Annotated in this window: 16 protein-coding genes; 6 read left to right on the top strand and 10 right to left on the bottom strand. The window is 69.8% G+C overall.

Going from position 1 to position 17,658, the window contains the following annotated elements:
* The first annotated feature begins 132 nt into the window (after positions 1 to 132).
* Positions 133 to 693, top strand: a complete 561-nt coding sequence (locus AACG61_RS05975; protein ID WP_411839085.1) for an arylesterase — start codon at positions 133 to 135, stop codon at positions 691 to 693.
* On the opposite strand, the gene fba is transcribed toward AACG61_RS05975, so the two are convergent.
* From fba to AACG61_RS05950, 5 genes are read right to left on the bottom strand one after another with little or no spacing between them, the layout of a single operon-like run.
* Complete coding sequence (gene fba / locus AACG61_RS05970; protein ID WP_411839084.1) at positions 687 to 1,721, bottom strand: class II fructose-bisphosphate aldolase; 1,035 nt, start codon at positions 1,719 to 1,721, stop codon at positions 687 to 689. The two genes, AACG61_RS05975 and fba, sit on opposite strands and share 7 nt — an antisense overlap.
* 7 nt (positions 1,722 to 1,728) lie before the next feature.
* The gene (locus AACG61_RS05965; RefSeq protein WP_411839083.1) at positions 1,729 to 2,697 is read right to left on the bottom strand and encodes a class 1 fructose-bisphosphatase; all 969 of its coding nucleotides are present in this window, start codon (positions 2,695 to 2,697) and stop codon (positions 1,729 to 1,731) included.
* Entirely contained in the window at positions 2,697 to 3,158 is a 462-nt protein-coding gene (locus AACG61_RS05960; protein ID WP_411839082.1) for an RpiB/LacA/LacB family sugar-phosphate isomerase, read from the bottom strand. Before AACG61_RS05960 ends, AACG61_RS05965 begins: the two co-directional genes overlap by 1 nt.
* Positions 3,155 to 3,916 (bottom strand): triose-phosphate isomerase, encoded by a 762-nt coding sequence (locus tag AACG61_RS05955; protein ID WP_411839081.1) that lies wholly within the window; start codon positions 3,914 to 3,916, stop codon positions 3,155 to 3,157. The genes AACG61_RS05960 and AACG61_RS05955 overlap by 4 nt, the downstream gene beginning before the upstream one ends.
* The gene (locus AACG61_RS05950; RefSeq protein ID WP_045982702.1) at positions 3,913 to 4,683 is read right to left on the bottom strand and encodes a DeoR/GlpR family DNA-binding transcription regulator; all 771 of its coding nucleotides are present in this window, start codon (positions 4,681 to 4,683) and stop codon (positions 3,913 to 3,915) included. The genes AACG61_RS05955 and AACG61_RS05950 overlap by 4 nt, the downstream gene beginning before the upstream one ends.
* Before the next feature lie 132 nt (positions 4,684 to 4,815).
* On the opposite strand from AACG61_RS05950, the gene tkt reads away from it, so the two are divergent.
* Complete coding sequence (tkt, locus tag AACG61_RS05945; RefSeq protein ID WP_411839080.1) at positions 4,816 to 6,840, top strand: transketolase; 2,025 nt, start codon at positions 4,816 to 4,818, stop codon at positions 6,838 to 6,840.
* Positions 6,841 to 6,956: 116 nt separating this feature from the next.
* Here tkt and AACG61_RS05940 read toward each other — a convergent pair whose 3' ends face one another.
* The 5 genes from AACG61_RS05940 to AACG61_RS05920 are packed head-to-tail and all read right to left on the bottom strand — an operon-like array spanning position 6,957 to position 13,077.
* On the bottom strand, positions 6,957 to 7,910 hold the full coding sequence (locus tag AACG61_RS05940) for a sugar-binding transcriptional regulator (protein WP_411839079.1): 954 nt from the start codon (positions 7,908 to 7,910) through the stop codon (positions 6,957 to 6,959).
* The gene (locus AACG61_RS05935; RefSeq protein WP_411839078.1) at positions 7,910 to 9,049 is read right to left on the bottom strand and encodes an iron-containing alcohol dehydrogenase; all 1,140 of its coding nucleotides are present in this window, start codon (positions 9,047 to 9,049) and stop codon (positions 7,910 to 7,912) included. Before AACG61_RS05935 ends, AACG61_RS05940 begins: the two co-directional genes overlap by 1 nt.
* Before the next feature lie 23 nt (positions 9,050 to 9,072).
* The gene (locus AACG61_RS05930) at positions 9,073 to 10,005 is read right to left on the bottom strand and encodes a sugar phosphate isomerase/epimerase family protein (RefSeq protein ID WP_411839077.1); all 933 of its coding nucleotides are present in this window, start codon (positions 10,003 to 10,005) and stop codon (positions 9,073 to 9,075) included.
* Positions 10,002 to 11,516 carry a glycerol-3-phosphate dehydrogenase gene (locus AACG61_RS05925; RefSeq protein WP_411839076.1) on the bottom strand — a complete coding sequence of 505 codons (1,515 nt, stop codon included), beginning with the start codon at positions 11,514 to 11,516 and terminating at the stop codon, positions 10,002 to 10,004. The genes AACG61_RS05930 and AACG61_RS05925 overlap by 4 nt, the downstream gene beginning before the upstream one ends.
* 1 nt (position 11,517) lies before the next feature.
* The gene (locus AACG61_RS05920; protein ID WP_411839075.1) at positions 11,518 to 13,077 is read right to left on the bottom strand and encodes an FGGY family carbohydrate kinase; all 1,560 of its coding nucleotides are present in this window, start codon (positions 13,075 to 13,077) and stop codon (positions 11,518 to 11,520) included.
* Between the two features lie 280 nt (positions 13,078 to 13,357).
* Between AACG61_RS05920 and AACG61_RS05915 the strand changes: the two genes are divergently transcribed.
* The 4 genes from AACG61_RS05915 to AACG61_RS05900 all read left to right on the top strand — a co-directional run bounded on the left by AACG61_RS05915 (position 13,358) and on the right by AACG61_RS05900 (position 17,607).
* Positions 13,358 to 14,011: a DUF2291 family protein gene (locus AACG61_RS05915; RefSeq protein ID WP_411839074.1), complete on the top strand. Its 654-nt coding sequence runs from the start codon at positions 13,358 to 13,360 to the stop codon at positions 14,009 to 14,011.
* Positions 14,008 to 15,513: a sugar ABC transporter ATP-binding protein gene (locus tag AACG61_RS05910; protein ID WP_411839073.1), complete on the top strand. Its 1,506-nt coding sequence runs from the start codon at positions 14,008 to 14,010 to the stop codon at positions 15,511 to 15,513. Before AACG61_RS05915 ends, AACG61_RS05910 begins: the two co-directional genes overlap by 4 nt.
* Before the next feature lie 13 nt (positions 15,514 to 15,526).
* On the top strand, positions 15,527 to 16,561 hold the full coding sequence (locus tag AACG61_RS05905) for an ABC transporter permease (RefSeq protein ID WP_411839072.1): 1,035 nt from the start codon (positions 15,527 to 15,529) through the stop codon (positions 16,559 to 16,561).
* Between the two features lie 95 nt (positions 16,562 to 16,656).
* On the top strand, positions 16,657 to 17,607 hold the full coding sequence (locus tag AACG61_RS05900) for a D-ribose ABC transporter substrate-binding protein (protein ID WP_411839071.1): 951 nt from the start codon (positions 16,657 to 16,659) through the stop codon (positions 17,605 to 17,607).
* Positions 17,608 to 17,658 lie beyond the last annotated feature (51 nt).

The raw sequence follows: 17,658 nt of genomic DNA, 5'->3' as shown, positions 1-17,658 counted from the left end.
GGTGTCGGGGCACGATATGGTCGGCCCGCCCGCGAAGGCAACCGCCTGACAGCCGCCGTCGCGGCGCTGGCGGTCACCATCGCGGCATCATGGGCAGCCCCTGCTGACGCAGAGACGCTGCGCCTGACCGCGATGGGCGACAGTCTGACGCAGGGCTACGGCCTGCCGCAGGATCAGGGGTTCGTGCCCGTGCTGGAGGCGTGGCTGCGCGACCGCGGCCATGACGTCGCGGTGACCAATGCGGGCGTGTCGGGGGATACCACGGCGGGGGGTGCCGCGCGGATCGACTGGACGCTGGCGGACGGGCCCGACGCGATGATCGTGGCGCTTGGCGGCAACGATCTGTTGCGCGGGATCGACCCGTCCTCCAGCCGCGCGAACCTGGCGGCGATCCTGGACAAGACGCAGGCGGCGGGGGTGCCCGTGCTGCTGGCGGGCCTGCCCGCGCCCGGCAATTACGGCCCCGAGTTCAAACGCGACTTCGAGGCGATGTATGCCGATCTGGCCATTGAATACGACGCATTGCTGGTCCCCGACTTCCTGGGACCGATCGGGGAAAAGGCCACGCAGGGCCTGTCCCTGTCGGACCTGATGCAGGACGACCGCATCCACCCCAACGTGCGCGGCGTCGAGCAGATCGTGGATGCGATCGGCCCCGAGGTCGAGGAGCTGCTGGCCCGCGCGGATCAGTAGCGCGCGGCCATCTCCGGCAGGGACATCGGGCGCAGCTTGTCGGCGTTGCCGGCGGTGCCGAAGGCCTCGAAGCGGTCGCGGCAGACCTGGGCCATCATCGCCATCGCGGGCTTCAGATAGGCGCGCGGGTCGAACTCGGCCGGGTGTTCGGCCATGACGCGGCGGATCGCGGCGGTCATGGCCAGGCGGTTGTCGGTGTCGATGTTTACCTTGCGCACGCCGTGGCGGATGCCGCGCTGGATTTCCTCGACCGGGACGCCCCAGGTCGGGCGGATGTCGCCGCCATGGGCGTTGATGATCGCCTGAAGATCCTCGGGGACCGAGCTGGAGCCGTGCATCACCAGATGGGTGTTGGGCAGGCGGCGGTGGATCTCCTCGATCACATGCATGGCCAGGATGTCGCCATCGGGCTTGCGCGTGAATTTATACGCACCGTGGCTGGTGCCCATGGCGATGGCCAAGGCGTCCACGCCGGTGTCCTCGACAAAGCGCACGGCCTCGTCGGGGTCGGTCAGCAGCTGGTCCTCCGAGAGCTTGCCCTCGGCGCCGTGGCCGTCCTCGGCATCGCCCATGCCGGTCTCAAGGCTGCCCAGCACGCCCAGCTCTCCCTCGACCGACACGCCGCAGGCATGGGCCATCTCGGTCACGCGGCGGGTGATGTCGGCGTTGTACGCGTAATCGGCGGGCGTCTTGCCGTCCGATTTCAGCGACCCGTCCATCATCACGCTGGTGAAGCCGTTCTGGATCGCGGTCGCGCAGGTCTCCAGCCCGTTGCCGTGGTCCAGATGCATGCAGATCGGGATGTCGGGATAGGCCCGCGCCAGACCCGCGATCAGCCCGGCCAAGACCGCGTCATTGGCATAGGCCCGCGCGCCACGGCTGGCCTGCAGGATCACCGGGCTGTGCGTGGCCTGGGCCGCCTGCATGACCGACAGGCCCTGCTCCATGTTGTTGATGTTGAAGGCGGGCACGGCATAGTCATGCTCGGCCGCGTGGTCCAGAAGCTGGCGCAGGGTGATCATCGGCATCGGGGTCTTATCCTTGCAGGGCGGCGTGAAGCGCGTCGATTTCCTCGGACGCGCCGAAGAACAGGGGGGTGAAGTCATGCGGCCCGCGCGGCACGCGGTCCAGGATCGGGCCGTGCCCGTCGGTCGCGCGGCCCCCGGCCTGTTCGATCAGAAAGGCGATGGGCACGCATTCATAGATCAGCCGCAGCCGGCCGTCGCCGTATCCGGGCCGCGCATCGGCGGGATAGAGGAACGCGCCGCCTTTCAGCAGGATGCGGTGCAGTTCCCCCACGGCGGCGGCCAGCCAGCGCATGTTGAAGTCGCGCCCGCGCGGCCCGTCGCGTCCCGCGCGCAGATCGCGCGCCCAGGCCTGCAGGCCAGGCGCCCAGTGGCGTTCGTTCGACGCGTTATAGGCGATGGTCGAAGCCTGGGGCTTCAGTCGCAGGTTCTGGCGGCTGACGCGGAAGGCCTGGGCCTCGGCGTCCCAGGTCCCGACATGGACGCCCGCGCCGGTGGACCAGCCGAAATCAACCGAATGACCGAAGGAGGCGTAGCCCGCCGCCACCGCCGCCCGGCCCGTCCGCGCGAACCCCTGCGGATCGGCGGGCAGGATGCTGAACAGCATCCCCAGGGGCGCGCCGATGCCGATGCTGCCCGAGCCGTCGATCGGGTCGATCGCCACGTCGAAGGCGCCGCCGTCGTTCAGCAGGATGATGTCCAGGGCCTCCTCGGACAGGACCTGGCGCACGCCCGCCGCGCGCAGGGCGGCGATCATGTGGTCGTGGGCCGCGACGTCCAGCGCCTTCTGCCGGTCGCCGCTGTCATTGGTGCCGACGATGGCCTCGGGGTCGCCATGCAGGCGCCCCGCCGCCAGCCGCGCGGCCAGGGGCGGAAGCGCGCGCGCGATGGCCGCCACGATGGCCGCAGCGCCCTCGCGCGCCAGCACATCGTCCAGCAGCGGCCCCGTCGCGGGCCGGTCCGTCGGCAGGCGCAGCATCAGCGGCCCGCGTATTTCGCGCCGACCGCGTCGATGGCGTCGACATTGCCCGCCGACTTGCCGTTGCGGTCGAAGTTCCGGGTCTGCGCCAGCCATGCGTCGGCGATGGTCTTGGCGACTTCGACCCCGATGACGCGGGCGCCCATGGTGATGATCTGCGCGTCGTTCGACAGCGCCGCGCGTTCGGCCGAATAGGTGTCATGCGTCAGGGCGGCGCGGATGCCCGGGACCTTGTTGGCCGCGATGCAGACGCCGATGCCCGTGCCGCAGACCAGGATGGCGCGGTCATAGGTGCCGTCCATGACCTGGGCGGCCACCCGGTCCGACAGGTTGGCATAGAAGGCGTCGGGGCCTTCGTCGGTGCGGCTGATTTCCGACACCTCAAAGCGGTCTTTCAGGTGGTCGGCCAGAACCTTGGCCAGACCTTCGCCCGCGCTGTCCCCTGCGATTGCCAGTTTCATGCGTCATCTCCGATGGTTGCGGCGCAGCGCGCCAGGATGTCCAGATAGCCGTTCACGTCCCAGGCCGACCGCCCGATGAACAGCCCGTCGATATGCGGGCAGGCGATCAGTTCCGCGCAGTTGCCCGGATTGACCGATCCGCCGTAAAGGCAGGGCACAGGACGGCCCAGCACGTCCTGTGCGACGACGATGATCTCGGCCTGCCGCGCGTCGGCATAATCCGAGGTCGCGGGGATGCCGTTCGCGCCGATCGCCCAGACCGGCTCATAGGCCAGCAGGATCGTGGCGTCGGACCCGGCCACGGGCTCAAGCGCGGCGCGGACCTGCGTCTCAAGCACCTGCGTGGCGCGGCCAGCCTCGCGCTCGGCCAGGGTCTCGCCGATGCAGATCAGCGGGATCAGGCCGTGGCGGACGGCGGCGGCGGTCTTCAGGCCCACGGTCCTGTCCGTCTCTCCGAAATGCTCGCGGCGTTCGCTGTGGCCCAGCTCCACGACGTCCAGCCCGCAATCGGTCAGCATCACGGGGCTGATCTCTCCGGTCCAGGCGCCCGCGTCGTCCCAGTGCATGTTCTGCGCGCCGACCTTGACGTCGGTGTCCGACAGCGCCTCGGCCACCTGGCGGCAGGCGGTGAAGGGCGGGATGACGAAGCGCTGGATGCCCGCGGGCGCGGGGGTGCCGCGCAACCCTTGGGCAAAGGTCATCGCCTCGGCCAGGGTCTTGTTCATCTTCCAGCTGGTGCCGATCCAGAATGGGGTCATGCGGGGTCCTTTGCGATGGTCAGCGCGATGCCTGCCCGGTCGATCGCGGCGCGATCCTCGGGCGCGGGGGGCGCGTCGGTGATGATGGCGTCGAATTCGGTCAGGTCGGCCAGCGCATGCAGCGCGCTGCGCCCGAACCGCGCGTGGTTGACCAGCAGCACGCTGCGTTCCGCCGCGTGCATCATCGCGCGCTTGGCCCGGACCGCGTTGTCATCCATGTGGAAGGCCCGCAGTCCCGCCACCGCGGGGGTCGAGATGAAGGCCAGGTCCGCATGCAGCCCGGCCAGCGCGCTTTCCGTGACCATGCCGAAAAAGCCGTTGAACTTGGCGCTGTAGATGCCGCCAAGCGCGATCAGCGTGACGCGCGGCGCATCCTTCAGCCGCTCGATCACGGCGGCGTTGTTGGTGATCACCGACAGGGGCGCGCACTCCGTCAGGCTGGCGCCCAGCAGCGCCGCCATCGAGCCGTCATTGACCATCACGGTCATCCCCGGCTCGATCAGGGCGCGGGCGGCATGGGCCATGCGGATCTTGGCCTCGCCGTCCTGCAGGGCGCGGATGCGGAAATCGCTTTCGAACTGGGTGCCGGCCTCGATGGTGGCGCCGCCGCGGACCTTGCGCAGCAGGCCCGCCTGTTCCAGGTCGTCCAGGTCGCGATGGATGGTCATCTTGCTGACCGCGAAACGGGCCGCCAGATCGTCCAGGTCCACGGCGCGCGCCGCGACCAGCAGATCCATGATCGCCTGTCTGCGTTCCTCGCGTTTCACCCGCACCCTCCCCTGGTCCGCCGGTTTCATAACATGATCCGCGTGCGTGGCAACACTCAGATTGTGACTTTGTGATTTTTTGTTGTGATGATGCCGGGGCCGCGCTATGGAGGGCGCGACAGGAGGACCGCCATGCCCTTAGACACCCCCAAAGACCCCGCCATCGCCGCCAAGGCCGATCTGGATCCGCAGAACTTCGCGCTGGCGAACTGCATCCGCGCGCTGACCATCGATGCCGTGAACGCCGCCAACAGCGGCCATCCCGGCGCGCCGATGGGCATGGCCGATGCCGCCACCGTGCTGTTCCGGAACCACCTGAAGTTCGACGCGGCGAACCCCGACTGGCCCGACCGCGACCGCTTCGTGCTGTCGAACGGGCACGCGTCCATGCTGCTTTACAGCCTGCTGCACCTGACCGGCTATCAGGACATGACGCTGGATCAGATCAGGAATTTCCGCCAATGGGGCGCGATCACCGCGGGCCATCCGGAATACGGCCATGCCAAGGGTGTCGAGACCACGACCGGCCCCCTGGGCCAGGGCCTGGCCACCGCCGTCGGCATGGCGCTGGCGGAACGCGCGCTGGCCGGAGAGTTCGGTGATGACCTGGTCGATCACCGCACCTGGGTCATGCTGGGCGACGGCTGCCTGCAGGAGGGCATCGGCCAGGAGGCGATCAGCCTGGCGGGCCATCTGGGCCTGGGCAAGCTGATCGTGCTCTATGACGACAACAGCATCACCATCGACGGCCCGACCTCGGTCAGCTTCTCCGAGGACATCCCGGCACGGTTCAAGGCCTGCGGCTGGCATGTCCAGAGCTGCGACGGCCATGACGGGCGCGCCCTGGATGCCGCGATGGAGGCCGCCAAGGCGGAGACGGGCAAGCCCTCGCTGATCGCGATGAAGACGATCATCGGCTTCGGCTCTCCCAACCGCGCGGGCAGCTATTCCGTGCACGGATCGCCTTTGGGCAAGGATGAGGGCGCACTGACCCGCGAGGCCCTGGGTTGGCGCCACGACGCGTTCGTGATCCCCGACGATCTGGCCGCCGAGTGGCGCGAAATCGGCGCGCGGGGTGCCGCCGACCGCGAGGCCTGGGAGGCCCGTCTGGCGGCATCCCCCAAGGGCGCGGCCCTGACGCAGCGCCTGTCAGGCGCCCTGCCCGAGGGCTATGACGCGGCCCTCGCCGCCGCCCGCGACGCCCTCTTCGCCGCGCCCAAGAAGGCCGCGACCCGCAAGGCCAGCCAGATGGCGCTGGAGGCGCTGACCCCGGCCGTGCCCGCGATGATCGGCGGATCGGCCGACCTGACCGGATCGAACCTGACCCGCGTCAAGGCCGTCGACACGCAATACACGCGCGAGGCGCCCGGCCGCTACATCGGCTATGGCGTGCGAGAGTTCGGCATGGCCGCCGCGATGAACGGGCTGAACCTGCATGGCGGCGTGATCGCCTATGGCGGCACGTTCCTGGTGTTTTCCGACTATGCCCGCAACGCGATCCGCCTGTCGGCGCTGATGGGGGTGGGCACGATCTATGTCATGACCCATGACAGCATCGGCCTGGGCGAGGACGGCCCGACCCACCAGCCGGTGGAGCATCTGGCATCCCTGCGCGCCATCCCCGGCCTGACCGTCCTGCGCCCTGCCGACACGGTCGAGACGCTGGAGGCCTGGGACATCGCGATCCGCAACCGCAACGTGCCGTCGCTGCTGGCCCTGTCCCGCCAGGACGTCCCGCAGCTGCGCACGGAAGCTGGGTCCGAGAACCTGACCGCCAAGGGCGCCTATGTGATCCGCCAGTTTGGCGAGGGCCGCGACGTGACCCTGATCGCCACCGGCACCGAGGTCGCCATCGCCGTGGAGGCCGCCGAGGCGCTGGCTGCGGAAGGCATGGCCGTGGCGGTCGTGTCGATGCCCAGCTGGGAGCTGTTCGAGGCGCAGGACGCGGATTACCGCGCCCAGGTGCTTGGCACCGCGCACCGCATCGCGGTCGAGGCTGCGGGCAAGTTCGGCTGGACCCGTTATGTCGCGACCGAGGACGACGTGATCGGCATGACCGGCTTTGGCGCATCGGCCCCGATCGACCGGCTGTACCAGGAGTTCGGCATCACCCCTGAGGCCATCATCGCCCGCGCCCGCCTGGTGACCGGCCACTGATCAAAAGGCCAAGGCCGCAAGCGGCCTTGCCACGATGCTCCCCACGCGCGCAAAGCGCGCGCGGGGCCCAGCGGCATCGACCGGGTCGGGGTTTCCCCGACCCGTCCCCGTTCAGGTCACTCCGCCATCAGGGCGCGCGCCGTGATCTCGTCGGTGATCAGGCCGGACAGCCGACCGCTGTTCAGGACCGCGCGGATCGCCGGAACCTTCTCCGCACCGCCCGCGATCACGACGATCTGGTGACCGTGGTCGTGGTGCAGGTCCACCGACAGGGTCCGCGCGCTCAGCGCCGTCTCCAGGACGCGACCGTCGGCGTCGAAGAAATGCCCCATCATCTCGGCCACGCCGCCCGCGGCGTTGATCTCGTCGATCTCGTGGCGCTCGATCATGCCCGACGCGACCAGCTGCGCGCTGGCATCCGCCGTGCCCATTCCCACCAGCTTCAGCGAGGCGCTGTTCGACAGATCGAAGATGTCGCGCACGCCCGGCTGCGCCAGAAGCACCGCCCGGTCGCCCTCGGAATTGGCGAAGAACGGCACAGGCAGCACGAAAGACTGCGCCCGCGTCTTTTCCGCCAGGTTGTGCATCACGTCATGCGGGTTCGCCGCATAGTTCCGCGTCAGCCCGCCCAGGACGGAGACGAAGCGCACGCCCGCGGCCTCGATCCGGGGCAGCTGCTGGACCGCCGCGGCCATCGTCCGGCCGTGGCCCAGGCCAATGGTGGAATGATCGCCCCGCTCGATCTCGCGGCGCAGGAAGGCCGCGCCGGCCAGGCCCAGGGCGCGCAGCGGCATGCCCTCCTCGCCCAGATCGGGCGCCACCTCGCAACGCCCCAGCCCGTAGCGCGCGCAGAGCTGATCCTCCAGCAGGGCGCATTCCACGATCTCGCCGTCGATCGACACCTTGACCACGCCCTCGGCCACCGCGCGCGCGATCAGGCGATGCGCCTTGACGCCGGGCAGGCCGAGGCGCTTGGCGACCGCGGCCTGGGTCAGGCCGCCGACATAGTGCAGCCAGGCCGCGCGGATGGCCAGGCTCTGCTCGGGATCGATGGGGCCGCGGCGCCCCATCACGCGGCCGCGCGCATCAGCGCGCGCAGGTCGGCGGCGCCCAGGACGGCCGGGTTGGCCTTCATCGACGACGACGCGGCCGCAGCCTCGGCCGCCGCGTCGCAGGCGGCCGCATCGATGCCCAGGGCCGACAGCCCAGGCAGGCCGCAGCCCCGCGACCATCCGCCCAGCAGCGCCGTCGCCCGCGCCATGTCCGCGCCCGGTTCCCCGAAGGCCGCGCCGATCCATCCCGCGACCTGGTCCAGCCGCGCCGGATCGGCGACCGCAGCGCGGTTGGCGCGCAGCACCGCCGGCAGCAGCGCGCCGCAGATCGCCCCATGCGCCGCCCCCGTCAGCCCGCCCAGAGGCCCCGCCAGCCCGTGGACCGCACCCAGCCCCGCATTGGCCAGCGCCAGCCCGCCGCAGAGGCTGGTCCAGGCCATGGCGTCGCGGGCTTGCGCGTCCTCCGCATCCATCAGGCGGATCAGGGCCGCCAGCCCGGTCGGGATCGCGTCGCGGCACAGCGCATCGGTCAGCGGATTGGCGCGGGTGCTGACATAGGGCTCGATCACCTGCGTGATGGCGTCCAGCCCGGAGGCCAGCGTCACCGCGCGCGGGCAGCCGTCCGTCAGGGCCGGGTCCACGATGGCCAGCGCAGGCAGCATCCGCGCATCGCGCAGGCTGACCTTGCGGCGCGCCTCGGAGACGCCGATCACGGCGTTGCGGGTCACCTCGGCCCCGGTGCCGGCGGTGGTGGGGATGGCCACGAAGGGCAGCGGCGCATGGTCCAGCGGCAGCCCCTGCCCCACGACCTCCAGATGATCCATCAGCGGACGGGTCATCGTCAGGCAGGCCGCCAGCGCCTTGCCCGCGTCGATCACCGCCCCGCCGCCCATCGCGACGACGACCTGAACCTCCGCCCCCGCGACGACGCCCGCCTGGATCAGCGCGGTGTCGGGTTCACGCGGAACGGCGAAGGTCGCGACCGAACAGCCTGCCGCGGCCAGATCGCGGGCCAGCGCCGCGCTGCGCCCGGGGTCGCGCCCGTGGACCAGAAGCACCCGCCGCCCCAGGGCCGCCACCCGTGCGGGGGCCTGCGCCGCCTGTCCCCGGCCGAACAGGATCTCGGTGGCGGTGGCGAAGGCGAAGGGTTGGGGCATGGGGGCGTCCTGTCGATGATGGCTCAGATATTCAGCTTATCCGCCCCGGTGTCGATATGCGGCGCCCAGAATGCGACGCTTTCGGCGATCTGGGCGATGACCTGTCGATCGTTGGGGTCGCGTTCCTTGAAGGACAGCTCCAGGCAGATCTCGTTGTCGACCGCGCCGCCCTGGGCCAGCGCCTCCAGCAGGGGGGCGGGCTGTATGCGGCCGCGCGCGTTGAATTCGGCGGTGAAGGGGCGGTGTCCGCCCTTGTCCATCAGCGACTGCTTGATGTGGATGATGGGGCTGACCCGCGGCACCGCGCGCGCCCAGGCATACGGGTCGTAATCGTCGGGATCGGCGCTGGTCACGTCGCCATGGTCGATATCGGCCATCATCCACATGGGCACCGCCATGTCGGCCGCGCTCAGCCGGTCCTGCAGGGCCAGGGCGGCGGGGATCGTCTCTCCGAATTCGCGGCCCACGCTCATCGGCTCCCAGAAGACGTAATCCAGCCCGGCGGCCCGCGCATGGTCCGCGACCTCGGACCAGCAGTCGATGGCGATGCGGATCAGGTCCTCGCGCTGATGGGGGTCGTCGTAATCGCGATAGGTGAAGATCGCGAATTGCGTGCCCACCGACCGCCCGCCCAGATCGGCGGTGATGTCCGCGAAGGTCTTGAACCAGTCGACATAATATCGCCGCACATCCGCGTCGGGATGGCCGAAATGGTTCAGCCGACCATAGGGTCCGGTCATGCCGCTGGTGACGCGCACCCCGGTCCGGTCCAGCGCCGCGCGCATCTGCCGGGTCAGGCGGCGGATCACCGGCGCGGGCCAGGAGGGATTGATGAACTCATGCGTCAGCTGCAGGTCCCGGATGCGCAGATCGCGCGCGACCGTGTCGATCAGGTCGTCCGGATCGGCGAAGCGGTTGACCAGCGGGTTGGTGTTCAGCGACAGGGTCAGCATCACGCGATCTCCGGCGCCAGGGTCTCGTCGAACCAGGCGGCGAAGGCCGCCTGCTGGTCCTTGGTCAGGTGCAGATAGTGCTTGGTGCGCCGGGTCAGGATGTCCTCGGGGCGGCGCGCCCATTCCTTGGCGACCAGATAGCGCGCCTCGGCCTCATAGAGCTGGCCGCCGAAATGGCGCCCCAGGCCTGACAGGCTCATGGCCCCCGCCACGACATCCTTGGTCCGCGCGCCATAGAGGCGGCCGTAATGCTGGACCAGCGCGCGCGGCATCCAGGGGTGCAGCTCGCGCAGCAGGTTGGCGAAGCTTTCGTAATCGGCATTGGCGATCTCGCCGCCCGGCAGGGGCGCGGTCTCTGTCCAGTCAGGGCCCATCTGCGGGAACACCTCGGTCAGGCGGTGCATGCCGCGTTCGGCCAGTTCGCGGAAGGTGGTGATCTTGCCGCCGAAGATGTTCAGCATCGGCGCGCCGCCCGTCCGGTCCAGGTCGAACACATAGTCCCGCGTGACCGCCGACGGGTTGCCCTGCCCGTCATCGAACAGCGGGCGCACGCCCGAAAAGCTGTGGATCACATCGGACCGGCGCAGCTTCTCCTTGAAATAGCGGTTCACGGCGGCCAGCAGATAGTCGATCTCGGATTCGTCGGCCATCACGTCCTCGGCCCGGCCGTCATAGGCGATGTCGGTCGTGCCGATCAGCGCCATGTCGCCCTCGTAGGGGTTGATGAAGATCACCCGCTTGTCGTGGTTCTGCACCAAGTAGGCGTTGGTCCCCGCCCACCATTTCGGCACGATGATGTGGCTGCCCTTGACCAGCCGCACGTTGCGGGCCGAGTTCGACCCCGCCACGCGGGTGATGATGTCGCTGACCCAGGGCCCTGCGCAGTTGACCAGGCAGCGGGCGCGGAACACGCGCTCCTCTCCGGCCTCGCTGCGGGTGGTGACGGTCCACAACCCATCCTCGCGGCGTGCCGAGACGCAGGCATGCCGCGTCAGCACCGTGGCGCCGCGCTCGGCCGCATCGACCGCGTTCAGCACCACCAGTCGCGCGTCGTCGACCCAGCAGTCGCTGTATTCGAAGCCCTTGTGATACTTGTCCAGCAGCGGCGCGCCCTCGGGGTCGCGGCGCAGGTCCAGCGTGCGCGTGCCCGGCAGCTTCTTGCGCCCGCCCAGGTTGTCATAGAGGAACAGCCCCAGCCGGACCAGCCAGGCGGGCCGGTCGTCGGGGCTGTGCGGCAGCACGAAGCGCATCGGCCAGATGATGTGCGGGGCCGCGGCCAGCAGCACCTCGCGTTCGATCAGCGCCTCGCGCACCAGGCGGAACTCGTAATATTCCAGATAGCGCAGCCCGCCATGGACCAGCTTGCCCGACCGCGACGAGGTGCCCTGCGCCAGGTCGTCCTTTTCGCACAGCACGACCGACAGGCCCCGCCCCGCGGCATCGCGCGCGACGCCCGCGCCGTTGATGCCGCCGCCGATGACGAACAGGTCGATGATGTCGGGGGCTTGGGTCATGTCACTCTCCGGTCGGGATGCGGGCGCGCGCCAAGGCGGCCCAGACGGGCGGCAGGGCGGCGCGGGTCGCGGCAAAGGCGGGGAACAGCCGCGCATAGGTCGCGGCCAGATGCGGGTCGGGGGCCTCGGGCGCGCGCAGAAGCGGCGTGACCCAGGCGTCGATGCAGGCGCGCATGTCGGGATAGGCGCCGATGGCCACCGCGGCCATCATCGCGGCGCCCGCGGCCCCGGCCTCGTCGCGGTCGGAGACGCGGACGGGCGCGCCCAGACAGGCCGACAGGATCGCGCGCAGCGCGGGCGAGCGCGCCGCCCCGCCGGTCAGGCGCAGCTCGGACGGCAGCGGTCCCATGGCGGCATAGCAGTCGCGCATGGCCAGCCCCAACCCCTCGGCCACGGCGCGGACCAGATCGGGATAGCGGTGCCCGGCCGAGAGGCCCGTGAACCCCGCCCGCGCATCCGCATCGACGAAGGGCCCGCGTTCGCCCGCATCCGAGATATAGGGGTGATACAGGATCTGCCCCGGCGCCGCCTGCCCCAGCCAGCCGTCCAGCCGCGCGACCAGGTCGCGATGCGTCACCGGCTGGCCCATGTCCGACAGGATGCCCGCCGCCAGGCCCAGCACCCAGTCCAGGTTCAGCGTCGCCGCCATGTTGGTCTGGACCTGCGTGACCACCCCCGGCACCGGCAGGCAGATGACATAGCCCGTGCCCTGATCGTTCAGATGCACGCGGTCCGCGGTGACGGCGCGCAGATGCACCCCGGTCGAGCCGACCGTCGAACAGGCCACGTCCCCCGCCCCGCCCAGCACACCCGCGCCCAGCGCGGTCATCACCATGTCCACATAGCCCAAGCTGACCGGCGTGCCCGCCAGCAGCCCCGTCGCGGCGGCGGCCTCCGCGCTCAGCGGGTGGGTCACCTGCGTGCCGTCCACGATGGGCGGCAGCAGCCCGCGCCTGTGCCTCAGGCCCAGCGCGTCGATCACCGCGTCGTCATAGGCGCGGCTGCGGAAGTTGCCGAAGGTGAAGCTGGCCTCGGACGGGTCGGTCGCCCGGACGCCGGTCAGGTTCAGATAGAGCCAGTCCTTGCAGTGCAGCGCGATCTCGGCCCGGTCCAGCAGGTCGGGGTGATGGGCATCCATATGCGCCATCTGCGCGCCCTGCTGACAGGTGTTCAGCCCGGTCCCGGTCGCCTCGAACCGGGCGCGGTCATGGCCCAGCCGCGTGACGGTCGGGGCCGCGCGGGCGTCCAGCCACAGCCAGGCATCGCCCACCGGTCCGTCGCGCCCGACCAGCCAGGTGCCGTCGCCCTGCCCGGTGACCGCCAGCGCCGCCGTGCGCGCCGCAAGGTCCGGGATATGATCCGCCAGCCCGCGCAGGGCTGCGGCGCAATCGTCCCAGGTCCGGGCCATGTCCTGCGTGGCCAGCCCCCCCGCACCGATCGCATAGCGATTCGGCACCGCCGCGGCGCCCAGCTGGCGCCCGGAAAGATCGAACCCGACGGCCTTGATGACCGAGGTTCCGGCGTCGATGCCGATCAGCACGTCGCGCTGCCTGTCCGCCATGGTGCCTCCATCCCTTGGCCGTCACCTATATCACGATCCCGGCGCGCGAAACGTATTTTTTTACGGACAGCGCAATTTATTTCATCTAAGCTGATCCTCGCTGCACCCGCTATGATGCGCGGATTCGCCGCAACCGCCGCCCCTCGGGGCGCGAATCGACCGGAGGGGAGGCCGGGCTGATGAGGACGACCGACAGCATGTCCATGCCGCCCGTCCGGGCGCCCCGCGCGGCCCCCGGCCGGTCCGCGCCGCGATCCCTTCCCAACTGCAAGGCTTTGTGATGACCGACAGCACCCACGCCCCCAAGGCGCCCGCACCCAGCCGCCGCGGCCTGATCCTGTCCGCCGTCCTTGGCGTCGCGGTCCTTGGCGCCATCGCGCTGGACACCACCGTGGTGCGGGTCGGCTCCGAGGCCGATGCCCGCCAGCAGGCGTTCTCGCCCGACACATACGGCACGCAGGAATTCCCGCGCATCCGCGACGCGGTGATCGAACGCGCCGTGCCCGCCGCCGACCTGGCCGCCGCGATCGCCGCCGATCAGGACGCGGCCATCGCCGAATACGGCACGCCCGCATCGACCGGGGCGATCATGATGGTCACCGTGACCGGCACCGCCGGAGAGCCGCGCGCCGGGGTCTATCCGCTGACCGTCGAGGGCCTGCCCGAGGATCTGCGCGTGCGCGTGCAGACCGGCCCCGCGATCAACGGCACCGACCTGCGCGACGCGCCGGGCGACATCGCCTTTGGTGCCTTCAAGAACCAGATCGAATACCAGGACGCCGGTTCGGGCATCAACCGCGCCATGGCGGCCGAGGTGCTGGCCCCCATCGACACGGCCAATCTGACCGGGCGCACGCTGACGGTCACCGGCGCGTTCCGGCTGATCAACCCGTCGAACTGGCTGATCACCCCCGTCGCGGTGGAGGTCCAATGAGCGCCGAGGTCGTCCTGGCCGCCCGCAACGTGGCCAAGTCCTATGGGCAGGTCCATGCGCTGAAGGGCGTGAACTTCGACATCCATCGCGGCCAGGTCACCACGCTGTTCGGAGAGAACGGCGCGGGGAAATCCACGCTGATGAAGATTCTGTCGGGCGTGATCCAGCCCAGCGCGGGCCAGATCGTGCTGGACGGCCAGCCCGTGGCCTTCGCCAATGCCAATGACGCGCGCGACCGCGGCATTTCCATCATCCACCAGGAGCTGTCGCTGGCCCCGAACCTGTCGGTGCGCGACAACATCTTCATGGGCCGCGAGATCATGGGCCCCTTCGGCGTCGACTACGCCGAGGAGGACCGTCGCACCCGCGCCCTGATGGAGGAGCTGGAGGAGCAGATCGACCCCTCGACCCTGGTAGAGAACCTGCGTCTGGGCCAGCAGCAGATCGTCGAGATCGCCCGCGCCCTGTCGGTCGACAGCCGCATCCTGATCATGGACGAGCCGACCAGCGCGCTGTCCGCCTCCGAGGTCGAGGTGCTGTTCAAGGTCATCCGCGACCTGACCGCGCGGGGCGTCAGCATCGTCTATATCTCGCACCACCTGGAGGAGGCGCTGACCATCACCGATCATGCGGTGGTGCTGCGCGACGGGGTGATGACCGCCTATGCGCCGCGCGCGGACATCGACCTGGAATGGATCGTGCGCAACATGGTCGGCGAGAATTACGATCTGGGATCGCCCCCGGACAGCACCATGGGCGAGGTCGCCCTGTCGATCCGCGACCTGTCGGTGCCGGACGCCACCGGCCAGGACCTGGTGCGCGGGCTGAACCTGGACGTGCGCGCCGGAGAGATCGTCTGCATCTATGGCCTGATGGGCGCGGGACGCACCGAACTGCTGGAGACGGTCGCGGGGCGGCTGCGCGCCACCGGCGGCCAGATCGTGCTGGAGGGGCGTGAGATCAGCCAGCTCTCCATCGGCGAACGCATCGCCCGCGGCCTGGCCCTGGTCCCCGAGGACCGTCAGCGCGACGGCCTGGTCCAGACCATGAGCGTGGGCCAGAACCTGTCCCTGGCCTCCATCGCGCGCTTCACGCGGGGGCTGTTCACCAGCAGCCGCGCCGAACGCGACCTGGTCGACGACAGCATCCGCCGCGTGACGGTCAAGACATCGGGCGGCGGCGCCCCCATCGGGTCGCTGTCGGGTGGCAACCAGCAGAAGGTCGTGATCGGCAAGATGCTGGCCACCCGGCCCCGCGCGATCCTGCTGGACGAGCCGTCGCGCGGCATCGACATCGGCGCCAAGGCCGAGGTGTTCCGCCTGCTGGCGGAAGGCGCACGGAACGGGCTGGCGGTGGTCTATTCCACCTCCGAGGTCAGCGAATGCCTGTCCATCGCCCACCGGATCATCGTCATGCACAAGGGCCGCATCACGGCCGAATTCGACAGCACCGTGTCCAAGGACCGGATCATGGCCGCCTCGGGCGAGTCCCATGCAGCCTGAGGGAAGGGAACCCATGTCCGCAACCACCACCAACCCCGCCAAGCCCCGGTCCCTGAACATCGGCCGCCTGCTGCTGGAGGGGCGCGCCTTCTTCGCGCTGATCGCGATCATCGCGGTCTTCTCGGTCCTGTCGCCGAACTACTTCACCTTGTCGAACCTGCTGATCATGTCCAGCCAGGTCGCCATCTTCGGCATACTCTCCATCGGCATGCTGCTGGTCATCCTGAACGGCGGGATCGACCTGTCGGTGGGCTCGATCCTGGCGCTGTCGGGCGTGGTCGCGGGCGCGATGATGCAGGGGGTCGAGATCGACGCGATGGGCGTGATCCTCTATCCGCCGGTCTGGGCGGTCGTGGTGCTGACGCTCTGCGTCGGCGCGGCGGTGGGGGCCGTCAACGGCGTGCTGATCGCCGTCTTCAAGGTGCCGCCCTTCGTGGCGACCCTGGGCGTGATGTATGTGGCGCGCGGCATCGCGCTCTTGATGACCAACGGTCTGACCTACAACAACCTGCGCGGGTCCGAGGCCCTGGGCAATACCGGCTTCAACTGGCTGGGCTTCTACCGCATCGGCGGCGTGCCCATCAGCGTGATCGTGCTGGCGGTCGTGGCGATCGCCGCGGGGCTGATGCTGGGCCGGTCGGCCTTCGGGCGCTGGCTTTACGCATCGGGCGGCAACGAACGTGCGGCGGAGCTGTCCGGCGTGCCGGTCAAGCGGGTCAAGATCATCGTCTACATGGTCTCGGGCGCGCTGGCGGCCGCGGCGGGGCTGGTCCTGGCCTCGCAGCTGACCTCGGCAGGACCCACGGCGGGCAACGCGTATGAACTGACCGCCATCGCCGCGGTCGTGATCGGCGGCGCGGCCCTGACCGGCGGGCGCGGCACCGTGCGCGGCACTATGCTGGGCGCCTTCGTCATCGGCTTCCTGTCGGCGGGCCTGGTGATCATCGGGGTCAGCTCCTACTGGCAAACGGTCTTCACCGGCGCGGTGATCGTGCTGGCCGTGCTGATGAACTCGCTTCAATACGGCAGCGGCACGCGCAAGACGTGAGGCCCTGCCCCCGACCTTCCCCGGCGGTCGCGGGAACGCCCGCCGGAAAGACTGCCCCACCGGGCAGGACCACCACACCAAGGGAGAGAGACCAAATGATGAAGATGACGCGCCGGATGCTGATGGCCGCCGTGGCCACCGTGCCGCTAATGGCCGGATCGGCCTGGGCCGAGGGGCTGATCACCGTGATCGTGAACGATCCGGCCAACCCCTACTGGTTCACCGAGGGCGAGGTCGCCAAGGCCACCGCCGAGGAGCTGGGCTATACCGCCAACGTGGCCGCCCATCGCGGCGACACCAACACCGAGAGCACGCTGATCGACACCGCGATCACCAACCAGTCGGTCGCGATCATCCTGGACCCGGCCAATGCCGACGGTTCGGTCGGTGCGGTGCAGAAGGCCGTCGATGCGGGCATCCCGGTCTTCCTGGTCAACGCCGAGATCAACCAGGAGGGCCTGGCCAAGGCGCAGCTGGTGTCGAACAACGCGCAGGGCGCGGCCTTGGGCGCGCAGGCCTGGGTCGAGGCCATGGGCGAGGAGGGCGGCCAGTTCGTCGAGCTGTTCGGCAACCCCTCGGACAACAACGCCCAGACCCGTTCGAACGGCTACGAGACCGTGCTGAGCCAGTATCCCGAGTTCGAGAAGGTCGGCCAGGAGGTCGCCAACTGGGACCGCACGCAGGGCTATCAGCGCATGCAGTCGCTGCTGCAGGCGAACCCGGACATCACCGGCGTGATCTCGGGCAATGACGAGATGGCGCTCGGCGCCATCGCCGCGCTGAAGGAGGCCGGCAAGCTGGAGGCCGTGACCGTCGGCGGCTTCGACGGCTCGCCCGACGCGGTCGAGGCGGTGAAGGCCGGCGAGATGGCCTATACCGTCCTGCAGCCCGTCGCCGTCTTCGCCGAGGAAGCCGTCCGTCAGGCCGACAACTTCATCAAGACCGGAGAGACCGGGGCCGATGCCGAAAAGCAGCTGTTCGACTGCCTGCTGATCACCCCCGAGAACGTCGAGAGCTACACCGCGGCCTTCACGCTGTCGCAGTGATCCCCTCACGGTGATCCGCAACCGGGTCGGGCGCGCATCGTCGCGCCCGAC

It is taken from the genome of Paracoccus sp. ME4, assembly GCF_046736325.1.
In the GTDB taxonomy this organism is placed as follows: Bacteria; Pseudomonadota; Alphaproteobacteria; order Rhodobacterales; family Rhodobacteraceae; genus Paracoccus.
The sequence above is the reverse complement of the archived record's forward strand: the minus strand, read 5'-3'. Positions and strand labels throughout refer to the sequence as shown.